Raw genomic sequence first — 12234 nt, 5'->3', positions numbered from 1 at the left:
AAACATGATCAAGCTCACAAATGAGCCTTGTGGCAAATTGTGTCGTGCCCTTAACTGGCTGTTTATCCAGATTAATTAGTGATCCAGATAGGCCCTGTGCAGTTTCTTCTCCAGCTTCATATAGGCCTGAACCCAGTCGCTATGCGGGTTGGCTGGATTCGCTCTGGCGGCAAAGACCGCGAGGTAATCTGTCTGGGTTGCGCTCTGCAGCAGGGGGGTAAATGTCATCAAGAAATGTCGGGCCAGATAGGGGTCAAGGGGCCAGATGTTGAGGATAGCGCGAGCCACAGGCTGAACCGCAGCTGAACAGATGAAGTGGCGATGTCCCGCCTCCAGCCAGTTGGCCATCTCGCACATGCCCGATTCGGGCACCAGACCACCATCACCTTGAGTGGTTGCCAGAGCAATCGCCTGACCATTTACCGTGACGAGCTGCTCATTGTTATGCAGGGTGCCGTCGTGGCTGCGCAGGGTCAGGTCCGGGCATGCCTGTTCAAGAAACAGGCTGCAGCTCTCCGGCAGGGCGGCCAGCAGTTCGCTGGCGTGGCTGGACATCAAGGCCGGAAGCCAGAATGCCTCGGCGCGATATTGTTCACCTTGCAGGCGCTGTTGTGCCAGTTCTTCTGTGCTGGATACGGGGTGCAGGCGAGAGATAATGCCGGGAAACGCCATACTTATTCCTCTTAATGGGTATCCGGCGGATTATACGAGTTATTGGGGGGCCACAATAAAGGTTTCTTTTCGAGACTGTTTACCTGAGGCGGCTGAGCGATTACCATCCCCCCTTGAAGGCAAGGGTTGTCGCCGAAAGGCGCTCATAAGATAGAGGCTCGACCATAACGAGTCCGAACAAAACTGATACACTTGACTACGAGTCGTCGCGAAAAATAAAAGGCGGAGTAAATCCGCCAAACGGAGTATGGAACATTATGAATTCAAATATCGTCACTGTTGGCAAGAAGATCCGTCAGATCCGTGAAGCGGTCGGTTTGAGCCGTCCGAAGTTTGCAGATTTGCTGGGTGTTCCTCCCACCACGCTGAAAAACTACGAGCTGGGTTACCGTGAAGTTGGGGGCGCCTTCCTGGTTGCCTTGGCGCACCACCCGGATCTGCACAAGTTCACCCTCTGGCTGCTGGCAGACAAGAAAGTCGCCGAAATCGGCCAGATTGGCCCGGATGACCTCGCCAAGGCGTGATCATCGATGTGAATAGAAATGCCGCCTTCGGGCGGTATTTTTTTGGGTTGCCGATCGATATTTTGATCTAACACGCTTTGAATTATCCATGCAGGCCAACGAGAATAAGCGGCCCCGAAAAGTGGGCCCCTGGTGGTATCTGGCCACCCGAACACTATTACATTCAGGATGATATGAGCAATCGTATGGAGTATGGGTATGAGCAGTAATGAGTTGGATAAACGCTATGGCCTGATGACTGCCATTGCGATGGTGGTCGGCGTGGTGATCGGCTCCGGTGTCTTCTTCAAGGCCGATGATGTACTGCGTCTGACTGGCGGTAATCTGGCCATTGCGCTGCTGGCATGGGCGCTGGGAGCATTTTCGATGATCTTCGGCGCGCTGGTGTTTGCCGAGTTTGCCCAGCGGATCGAAAAGTCCAACGGTATCGTCGATTATGCCGAAGCGGCATACGGCAAAATGTTTGGTTATCTGGTGGGGTGGTTCAAAGGCGTACTCTATTACGCCCCTCTTTCCGCCATCCTTGCCTGGGTCGCCGCTCTGTACACGATGATCTTGCTCGGTAGTGATAATCCGACCAACTCTGGTGCGACCTGGATACTGGCGGCTGTCTATATGACGGTCACCTATCTGATCAACTTCTATACCCCGGTCCTGGCGGGCAAGCTGCAAGTGGGCTCTACCCTGATCAAGTTGATCCCGCTGATCCTGGTTGCCATTGTGGGCACCATTTCAGGCTTGCTCAACGGTGTCACCGTGACCAACTTTGTGCAGGCAATGGATGGGATAGGAAGCACCGGAGGCACGCTGGCCACGGCCGTGGTTGCTACCGCCTTCGCTTATGAGGGGTGGATCGCCGCCGTGACCATCAACAGTGAAATTCGCGATTCCAAGAAGAATCTGCCCAGAGCGCTGGTGATTGGCACCCTGATAGTCTTTGTGGTCTATGTCACCTATTTTCTGGGGATCGCCAGCGTCTTGCCGACGGACGAGATAGTGGCGCAAGGGGATAACGCGGTTAATCTCGCGACAACCAGCCTGTTTGGCGGGACTGCCTCGACCATTTTGACCGTGTTCGTGATTATCTCCTGCCTCGGCACTCTCAATGGTTTGGTATTGGCGACCATGCGCATTCCCTACTCGCTGGCGATCCGCAATCAGGGGCCAGCCCCCAAGTGGATGAGCCGTATCGAACCGCATCACCACATGCCAATCAACTCGGCCCTCGCGGCAGCGCTGTTGTCGGTGATCTACTCAGTGCTGTGGTACTGCAGCATCAACGAGACATTCGGTCGTTACATCGCTCTGGACGAGATGCCGATCGTGCTGATTTATGGCCTCTATCTGTTCCTCTATGTCTGGTACATGCGCACCTTTACCGAGTTGGACTGGATAAAGCGGTTTGTGATCCCGACCTGCGCCACCCTGGGCGCACTCATCATTCTGTATGGCGGTATCACCAACCCCAGTCTGGGACTCTATCTGCTGGTCTCTGTGGGGGTGATTCTGCTCGGGTTGCTCTTCTATCGTAAGGAGTGACCGGGTCAGTGAGTCGAAAAAAAAGCGCCGAATGGCGCTTTTTTCATGTGTAAACCACGGCATGTCGACAACTAACTGCCCAGCAACCCGAGGCGGCCCAGTTCATCCTTGAGCTGATCGAGGTTGCGCTCGACACAGGCTTCCCCCTCGTTGATGGCATCGCTGGCGCGATGAAAATCCATGATGGAGAAGCTGCCAAGGCGCGGGCAGAGCTGGATCTCCGGCGGGTCACCGGCCATCCGGGCGCGGGTGATCCGCTCCTGCATGATGTTGATGGAGCCACTCATCACGCTCCACAGACCCGGGGTGGCTGGCGCGGATTCACCGCGATTGAGCCACTGGCTGAGCAGGCCGCCGCTGCCGGGTTGATCCGGCTCGTCGGTCCAGGGTTGGTGCATATCGGTGTTGAGGTTGACCGCAATCACCACCTCGGCCCCCATGGCGCGGGCCAGCGAGATGGGCACCGGATTGACCACGGCGCCATCGACCAGCCAGCGGTCGTTGATCCGGGTCGGGGTGAGGATCCCCGGCATGCCGCAGGAGGCGCGCACCGACTGGCGCAGCGGGCCCTGTTGCAGCCAGATCTCGCGGCCGGTATCGAGTTCGGTGGCGATGCAGGCGAAGGGGATGGGCAGGCTCTCGAGATCGGGGTCCCCCAGATGGCTGGCGGCAAGACCAAACACCTTTTCGCCGCGAAACAGACCGCCGGAGAGGGCCGGGTCGAGCAGGCTGACCACCTGCAGGCGGGTAAAGCCGCGCACCCAGGTTTCCAGCCGATCCAGTTCTCCGGCGGCATAGGCGGCACCGACAAAGCTGCCGATGGAGCAGCCAGCGATCAAATCCGGTTTGATGCCGAGACGTTCAAGGGCGCGGATGACGCCGATATGGGCCCATCCTCTGGCGGCGCCGCTCCCGAGAGCGAGCCCTACGCGGGGTTTACGTGGCACGACAGTCCTCCAAAAAAGGGGTTGAGGGCTCAGCTTACTCCGAGAGTCAGGAGGCGTCACCCTGCCATCTTTCGCTACGGTTGCGGCCGTTGGCCTTGGCCTGATAGAGCGCCACATCGGCACGGCGCACCGCTTCGTGCAGGGGAAGGTTCTCCTGGTGGGGCAGATAGCCGAGGCTGATGGTGACCTCCAGCCCGGGTTCGATGGCGGCCCAGTCGTGATCTGCCACCGCTTTTCTCAGCCGCTCCGCCAGCTCGCCGAGCTGAGTTGCATCAGCGCGGCCAATCAGCAGCAGAAACTCTTCGCCCCCCCAGCGGATCAGGCGGTCTGTGGGCCTAAGCTGCTGCTGGCAGATCTGCACCAGCCGGATCAGCACGATATCGCCGACCGCATGGCCGAAGTTGTCATTGACCCGTTTGAAGTGATCCGCATCGAACATCAGGATCCCCGCTTGCAACCGGGCCAGATCTCCCGCCTGCTCCAGCAGCACCAGATAGTGGCGGTTGAAGGCACCGGTGAGGGCATCGTGGCAGGAGAGGTAATTGAGCCGCTGGTTGAGGCGATGGGATCTCAGGTTGGAGAGGGCGGCCAGCAGCATGAAGAGAATGGCGAGCAGGGTCGGCGTGGACTGGCAGAGCATGGCCCACACCAGCGGCAGCAGGGTGACGTTGTGCACCAGTCGCAGCGGGGTATCGGGAATTGCCATGGTTAGCTGCAATGCCCCTTGCTGCCACTGGTATTCGTCGGTCGGCTCGGGGTCTTGCGGCACCACGGGCTGGTGTGCGCTGCTGGCCAGCACCTGATGGTACTGATTGAGCAGCAGATACTCACCCAGCGCCGGCGCCAGCTGGTTGAGCTGCGATTGCAAGCGTGAGAGCAGGATGTCCATGCTGATCATTCCTACCAGCGAGCCGTCCTTGTAGAGAGGTTGGGACATGGTGACCATGGTGCCCAGTCCGGCAAAATCTTCGTAGGGGCGGGAGAGAATGGTGTCCCGGCTGGGGTTGGGTGACATCAGCGCATCCTGCCAGTAGTGCTTGTCATAGATGCTGCGGGCAAAGCGAAACTGGCTGGAGGGGATCCAGGGATAGAGGTAGATAAAATTGTCCACGCCGGTGAAGTAGGCCCAGGCGATCTCGCTGCCCAGGCGCTGGCTTGCGGTGGACAGCAAGGGAGAGAGGCTCAGGGCCAAATGAAGTTGCGCCTCCCGCGCACTGCCGGGGGGCGGCAGCGGACCGTCACCGGTGAGGTTGCCCGCCAGTCCGGCCGGTAAATCCCCGGGGAGCTTGTTGAGGGCCAGCCCCTCTGGCAGCGCCTCGATATGGCCATAGAGCTGGCGGGTGAGCACCGACTGGGGGTCGCTGCGCAGTCGCTCTTCGGCCTGACCGCGCATCGCCTCCAGAAACACTTCGGTCTGTTTGAACCGATCCCGCAGGTAGATGGCGCTGTTGAGGGTATCGCTCTGGTAGAGGCGTTCTATCTGTTTCAGGCTTTGCCGCAAGGTCAGACCAATCAGCAGGATGACCACGGCAAACAGGAGCCAGGTCAGGCGTGTGAGAAAGCGGTGGTCAGACATTTTGGGCATAGGCAGTCAGTCGGGTTGCGAAGGAAATTGTCGTTAGTGTATGCGATGTGGCGTGAAAACAAACGGCGCGACCTGAAACAGAGTGAGCTTATCCCGCTCTTGTTACGTTTTGTCACATTTATACATAGTCACGGCATAGTCTGGGGCTAAAATGGCCCCAATCTGGATTTACCCTCTCACTCTTCATGGACTGTTCGATGAAAATGCGTATCTGGCTCGGCTTGGGCCTTCTTCTAATCGTGGTTGCCGGCGTCTGGGCGCTGCGTCACAGCGAACCCGCCGCCAAAGCACCGACCAGACAGGTCAATATCCGCACTCAAACCGTCAAACAGAGTCTGGCCGAGCCGACCCTCAAGCTGGTGGGCAAGCTGGCGGCCAATCGTTCCGTCATCATCAGCCCCGAAGTGACCGGCCGCATCGTCAAGATTGCGGTGCAATCTGGTCAGAGCGTGGCGAAGGGGGAGACCCTGATCGCGCTCGATGCGGGCAAGCAGCAGGCGGAGCTGGCCGAGCAGAGCGCCAGTCTGCGCGACGAGAACCGCAAGCTGGGGGATATGCGCAAGCTGGTGGCCCGTGGCGCCGTGACCCAATCCGAGCTGGAGGGGCAGGAGGCCACCGTGGCCCAGGTGCAGGCACGCCTCGATGCCGCCCGCTACGAGCTCTCCCTGCGTACCCTGCAGGCGCCCTTTGCCGGTACCGTGAGCCTGATTGATCTCAGCGAAGGGGCGCTGGTCAACAGCGGCGACACCCTGCTGCATCTGGACGAACTCGACAAATTGCGCCTCGATCTGGCGGTGCCGGAGCGTTATCTCTCCCTGCTGCGCCCGGGCATGGCGGTTACCGCCACCAGCACTGCCTGGCCGGATCAGCAATTCAACGGCACTCTCACCACTCTCGACAGCCGCGTCTCCAACGATACCCAGAACATCAAGGCGCGGGTGATGATCCCCAATGGCAACGGCCAGTTGCGCCCGGGCATGCTGCTCAATGTGGAGCTGGCACTGCCCGCCCAGCAGCTTACCCTGATCCCCGCCCAGTCGGTGGAGTACGCCGGTGAGCAGCGCTTTGTTTACCGTCTCGAGGCCGATGGCCGGGTCAAGCGGGTGCCTGTAGTGCTAGGCGAGACCGAAGGGGAGACCGTCTGGGTCACCGAGGGGCTGAAGGTCGGCGATCGCATCGTGGTCGAGGGGCTGGTCAATCTGCGTGATGGGGTGCAGGTGCGTGATCTGGCCGAGGTGAACGGCTGATGTGGCTCTCCGATATCTCAGTTCGCCGCCCGCTGGTGGCGGTGGTGCTCAGCGCCCTGCTGACCGTGTTTGGTCTGGTCGCCTTCAGTAAATTGACGGTGCGGGAGATGCCGGACGTGCAGATCCCGTCGGTCTCCATCACCACCACCTATGAGGGGGCGGCCCCCTCGGTGATGGAGAGTCAGGTCACCAAGCCCATCGAGGATCAGCTCTCCGGCATCAGCGGCATCAAGAACATCAACTCCATGACCCGCAAGGGGCGCTCGATGATCACCGTCGAGTTCAAGCTCGGCTGGAACATGGTGGAGGGGATCTCCGATGTGCGCGATGCCCTCTCCCGCGCTCGGCCACGGCTGCCCGATGATGTGGACGAACCGCTGGTGACCAAGGACAGCGGCAACGGCGATGTGGCGATCTGGCTCAACTTCAGCAGCAGCCAGATGGATCGCACTGCCATGACCGACTACGCCAATCGCGTGCTGGTCGACCCCCTGAGCTTGGTGGACGGGGTGAGCGAAGTGGCGCTCTCCGGCGATCTCACCCAGGTGATGTATGTACGGCTGCGCCCGGCCGACATGGCGGCCCGAGGCATCACGGTGAGCGATGTGGAAGATGCCCTCAAGCGCGAGAACATCGAACTGCCGGGGGGGGAGATCCGCAACAACTCCATGACCATGGCGGTGCAGATCGCCCGTCTTTACCACACAGCGGAAGATTTCCAGCAACTGCAAGTCACCACCGCCGCCAACGGCCAGAGCGTCTATCTGGCCGATATCGCCGACGTGGAGGTGGGAGCCAAGAACGAAGACAGCGCCTATCAGCGCAACGGCAAAGAGAGTCTGGGTATCGGCATCGTCGCCCAGTCCACCGCCAACCCGCTGGCAGTGGCGCAGGGGATCGAGAAGAAACTCGGCGAGATGCAGCGCTTCCTGCCGGAGGGGGCCAAGCTCGAGGTGGATTACGACTCCACCATCTTTATCAAACAGGCCATCGACGAGGTGTACGAGACCCTGGCCATCTGCGCCGTGCTGGTGGTGGCGGTGCTCTATCTGTTCCTCGGGCAGGGGCGCACCACGCTTATTCCGGCCATTACGGTGCCGGTATCGCTCATCTCCGCCTTTATCGGCGCCTGGTATTTCGGCTTTTCCATCAACCTCATCACCTTGCTGGCCCTTATTCTCGCCATCGGCCTGGTGGTGGATGACGCCATCGTGGTGGTGGAGAACATCCACCACCATCTGCAGCGGGGTGAACCGCCCCTGCTGGCCGCCTGGCACGGCACCCGCGAGGTGGGCTTTGCGGTCATCGCCACCACCGCCGTGCTGGTGATGGTGTTTGTCCCCATCGCCTTTATGGATGGCATGGTGGGGCGGCTCTTTACCGAGTTTGCCATTCTGCTCTCGCTTGCGGTGCTCTGTTCCTCGCTGGTGGCGCTGACCCTGACCCCGGCCATGGGCTCCTGGCTGATGCGCCCGCTGGATAAACCGAACCGGCTGACCGCCGGGCTCGATCGCGGGCTCGGCTGGTTGGAGGGGCACTATCGCCACCTGTTGGCGTGGGTGCTGCGTCGCTCCCGCTGGACGCCACTGGTGCTGCTGCTCTGTCTGGGTGGTATCGGGGCCCTGTTTACCCAACTGCCGACCAGCCTTACCCCGACCGAGGATCGCGGCGTCATCTATGTCTTCGTCAAGGGGGCTGAGGGGACCAGCATCGAGCGGATGAAGCGCAACATGCAGCAGGTGGAGTCCGCCATCATGCCGATGCTGGGCAAAGGGGTAGTGCAGGCGCTGAGCTTCAGTACCCCCGCCTTTGGCCGTGGCGGCGATCAGACCGGTATGGTGATCATCCAGCTCACCGACTGGGCCGAGCGTGACATCACCGCCACCGAGTTCTCCCGCTCGCTGGGTGCCAAGCTCTCCGGCATTCCCGATGTGATGATCCGCACCTTCCAGCCCGGCTTCCGGGGTGGCTCCACCGCACCGGTGCAGTTCGTGCTGCAGGGTAACGACTATGCCGAGCTCTACCAGCAAGGGTTGGCGCTGCAACAGGCGGCGCAGGGCAGCGGCCTGATGCTGAGCCCGGATCTCGACTACGCCGAGAAGACCCCGGAGCTGCAGGTGACCATCAACCGCGACAGCGCCAGCCAGCTCGGCATTCCGGTCTCCACCGTGGCCAACAGCTTGCAGACCCTGCTGGGCGGGGCGAGCAAGACCACCTATGTGGACAGGGGCGAGGAGTATGACGTCTACCTGCGCGGCAATCAGACCGAGTTCAACGGCATCTCGGATCTCGGCCGTATCTATCTAAAAGCCGCCAACGGCGAGATGGTCAGTCTCTCGACCCTGGCCACCGTCAAGCAGGTGGCGACCGCCAACCGCCTCAACCACTACCAGCGGCAAAAGGCGATTACCCTGACTGCCGACGTGCACCCCGACCATACCCTGGGTGAGGCCCTCGATTTCCTCGATGGCTGGGCCAACGCCAACCTGCCCACCGGCATGACGGTGGATTACGCCGGTGATTCCAAGGATTACCGCGACAATCAGGGGGAGATGGTGCTGGTCTTTGGCCTCGCCCTGCTGGTGGTCTATCTGGTGCTGGTGGCCCAGTTCGAGAGCACCCTGACCCCGGCGGTGGTGATGGTGACGGTGCCGCTCGGCATCTTCGGCGGCCTGCTTGGCCTCTGGCTGACGGGGCAGGAGATGAGCATCTACAGCCAGATCGGCATGATCATGCTGATCGGCATGGTGACCAAGAACGGCATCCTCATCGTCGAGTTCATTAACCAACTGCGCCAGCGTGGCGAAGGGTTTGAGGAGGCGATCATCGCAGGCTCGGTGCGCCGCTTGCGCCCGATCCTGATGACCTCGCTCACCGCCATTATCGGTGCGGTGCCGCTGATGCTCTCCATGGGAGCGGGTTACGAGAGCCGGATGGCGGTGGGGACAGTGGTCTTCTTCGGGTTGTCGCTGGCAACCCTGGTTACCCTGCTGGTGGTGCCCGCCATCTACCATCTGATCGCCCGTCACGCCGGCATGACAGGGGCGCGGGATCAGCAGGTAGACGAAGCGCTGGCCGCCAAGGGGGCAGGGGAGTCGCACCCTCCGGCCCCCTGATCAGCGCCTTGGCCTCAATCCTGGCCTGAACCCTGACCTGCGCGCTCAAGCGGGGCCAGTTATCAGCATCCATCAGCACAAGGGCGCCTGCGGGCGCCCTTGCTATTGCGGGCGGTGACCTATTCCGCGGGATCTATAGGGACAAAAAGCCATCGCTCCCCTTGGCCGCAACCGGTATAATGCGCGACCCGAATTTTTCCAGGTGTTCAAAATGCAGCCGGTTACCAACCTTTTCTCCTATCCCCGCTATTGGGCCGAGTGCTACGGCACGGCGCCCTTCCTGCCCATGTCCCGCAAAGAGATGGACAAGCTCGGTTGGGACAGCTGCGACGTCATTCTGGTGACGGGGGATGCCTACGTGGATCACCCGAGCTTCGGCATGGCGGTCATCGGCCGCATGCTGGAGGCGCAGGGCTTTCGGGTCGGCATCATCGCCCAGCCGGACTGGTCATCGAAGGATGACTTTATGCGTCTGGGCAAACCTAACCTCTTCTTCGGGGTGACCGCGGGCAACATGGACTCCATGATCAACCGCTACACCTCCGATAAAAAGCTGCGCCACGACGACGCCTACACCCCGGGGGATGTGGGCGGCAAGCGGCCGGATCGCGCCACCCTGGTCTATACCCAGCGCTGCAAGGAGGCCTTCAAAGAGGTGCCGGTGGTCATCGGCGGCATCGAGGCATCCCTGCGCCGTATCGCCCACTACGACTACTGGTCCGAGACTATCCGCCGCTCCATCCTGCTCGATGCCAAGGCCGATATCCTCATCTACGGCAACGCCGAGCGGCCGCTGGTGGAAGTGGCCCACCGCATCGCAGCGGGGGAGACCATCGACACCATGCAGGATATTCGCGGCACTGCCGTCATCCGCAAGGAGCCGCTGCCGGGCTGGAAAGGGGTGGATTCGAGCAAGCTCGACCAGATTGGCCGCATCGATCCCATCATGAACCCCTATATGGAAGGGGCGCCCTGCTCGGACGATGCCAGCGACGCGGCCCCTGCCGCGCAGGAAGCCCAACCCGTGCTGGTGCAGCCGCCCAAGCCCAAGCCGTGGGAAAAAACCTATGTGAAGCTGCCGGCGTTCGAGCGGGTGAAAGAGGACAAGGTGCTCTACGCCCACGCCTCGCGCATTCTGCACCACGAAACCAACCCCGGCTGCGCCCGCGCCCTGTCGCAGGCTCACGGTGATCGCATCGTCTGGGTCAACCCGCCCGCCTTCCCGCTGGAAACCGAGGAGATGGACGGCGTCTTCGGCCTGCCCTACCAGCGGGTGCCGCACCCGGCCTATGGCAACGAGAAGATCCCCGCCTTCGAGATGATCAAGACCTCGGTCAACATCATGCGCGGCTGCTTTGGCGGCTGCTCCTTCTGCTCCATCACCGAGCACGAAGGGCGCATCATCCAGAGCCGCTCGGAAGAGTCGATCCTCAAGGAAATCGAAGATATCCGCGACAAGGTGCCGGGCTTTACCGGCGTCATCTCGGATCTCGGCGGCCCCACCGCCAACATGTACAAGCTGCGCTGCAAGAGCCCCAAGGCCGAGCAGACCTGCCGTCGCGCCTCCTGTGTCTGGCCCACCATCTGCCCGCACATGGACACCGACCACAGCCCGACCATCAACCTCTATCGCAAGGCGCGCGACCTCAAGGGGATCAAGAAGATCCTCATCGCCTCCGGCGTGCGTTACGACATCGCGGTCGAAGATCCCCGCTATATCAAGGAGCTGGCCAAGTACCACGTCGGCGGCTACCTCAAGATCGCGCCGGAACACACCGAGGAGGGGCCGCTCTCCAAGATGATGAAGCCGGGCATGGGCAGCTACTACCAGTTCAAGGAGCTGTTCGACAAATACTCCAAAGAGGCGGGCAAGCAGCAATACCTGATCCCCTACTTTATCTCCGCCCACCCGGGCACCACGGATGAAGACATGATCAATCTGGCGCTCTGGGTCAAAGAGAACCGCTTCAAGCTCGATCAGGTGCAGAACTTCTACCCGTCGCCGCTCGCCAACGCCACCACCATGTACTACACGGAGAAAAACCCGTTAAACAAGGTGAGCCGCACCGGTGGCGATGTGTTTGTTGCCAAGGGCGAGCGCCGTCGCCGCCTGCACAAGGCGCTGCTGCGCTACCACGACCCCGCTGGCTGGCCGATGATCCGCGAAGCCCTGCTCGCCATGGGTAAGGGCCACCTGATTGGCAACGGCCCCGGCTGTCTGGTGCCAGCAGAAGGCCGCAACGAGCGCGCCGCCAGCGGCAAGGGGTTGAAACCGGCCCTGACTCGCCACAGCAACATTGCTCATCAGCGTGGCAATGGCGCAGGCAATAAGCCGACGGGCGGCAAGCCGGTGGGTTCCCAGCTGCACAAAGGCGCGGCTAACGGCAAACCGGCCGCACAGGGCGAAGGCAAGAATGCTGGCCAGAATGCGGGTAAGAGCAAACCTGCCGGAAAACCCGCCCATAAGGGCAAAGCACCGACCCGCGCAGGCTCCGCCAAGCCGGGAGCCAAACCCGCAGCTCAGGGTGGCAAGGCTGCAGCCAAAGGCAATGGTGCCAAGCGACCGGCTCGGTGACATTTGCTAAAGTGGCGTAAACAAGACAC

Annotated in this window: 8 protein-coding genes; 5 read left to right on the top strand and 3 right to left on the bottom strand. The window is 61.2% G+C overall.

The features are described 5' to 3' along the window. Positions 1-75: 75 nt before the first annotated feature. Positions 76-672, bottom strand: a complete 597-nt coding sequence (locus tag OKC31_RS02975; protein WP_219263350.1) for a hypothetical protein — start codon at positions 670-672, stop codon at positions 76-78. 257 nt (positions 673-929) lie between these two features. Here OKC31_RS02975 and OKC31_RS02970 point away from each other — a divergent pair, with 257 nt between their 5' ends. Beyond that, positions 930-1196 (top strand): helix-turn-helix domain-containing protein, encoded by a 267-nt coding sequence (locus tag OKC31_RS02970; protein WP_005338367.1) that lies wholly within the window; start codon positions 930-932, stop codon positions 1194-1196. A gap of 198 nt (positions 1197-1394) precedes the next feature. Then, positions 1395-2735: an APC family permease gene (locus OKC31_RS02965; RefSeq protein WP_270656244.1), complete on the top strand. Its 1341-nt coding sequence runs from the start codon at positions 1395-1397 to the stop codon at positions 2733-2735. 71 nt (positions 2736-2806) lie between these two features. Here the strand turns inward: OKC31_RS02965 and OKC31_RS02960 are convergent, their stop codons facing one another. Beyond that, on the bottom strand, positions 2807-3682 hold the full coding sequence (locus OKC31_RS02960; protein WP_100654262.1) for a patatin-like phospholipase family protein: 876 nt from the start codon (positions 3680-3682) through the stop codon (positions 2807-2809). Positions 3683-3728: 46 nt separating this feature from the next. Further along, entirely contained in the window at positions 3729-5267 is a 1539-nt protein-coding gene (locus tag OKC31_RS02955) for a sensor domain-containing diguanylate cyclase (protein WP_270656242.1), read from the bottom strand. A gap of 197 nt (positions 5268-5464) precedes the next feature. On the opposite strand from OKC31_RS02955, the gene OKC31_RS02950 reads away from it, so the two are divergent. From OKC31_RS02950 to OKC31_RS02940, 3 genes are all read left to right on the top strand, one after another. After that, positions 5465-6514: an efflux RND transporter periplasmic adaptor subunit gene (locus tag OKC31_RS02950; protein WP_040065810.1), complete on the top strand. Its 1050-nt coding sequence runs from the start codon at positions 5465-5467 to the stop codon at positions 6512-6514. Further along, positions 6514-9630 carry an efflux RND transporter permease subunit gene (locus tag OKC31_RS02945; protein WP_270656240.1) on the top strand — a complete coding sequence of 1039 codons (3117 nt, stop codon included), beginning with the start codon at positions 6514-6516 and terminating at the stop codon, positions 9628-9630. The genes OKC31_RS02950 and OKC31_RS02945 overlap by 1 nt, the downstream gene beginning before the upstream one ends. A 211-nt stretch (positions 9631-9841) precedes the next feature. Then, complete coding sequence (locus OKC31_RS02940; protein WP_270656238.1) at positions 9842-12205, top strand: YgiQ family radical SAM protein; 2364 nt, start codon at positions 9842-9844, stop codon at positions 12203-12205. Positions 12206-12234: the final 29 nt, after the last annotated feature.

Origin of the sequence: Aeromonas sp. Y293-4 (assembly GCF_027705905.1) — a bacterium.
GTDB classification, from domain to species: Bacteria; Pseudomonadota; Gammaproteobacteria; order Enterobacterales; family Aeromonadaceae; genus Aeromonas; species Aeromonas veronii.
Note: the sequence above shows the minus strand (reverse complement) of the source record. Positions and strands in the feature narration are given on the sequence as shown.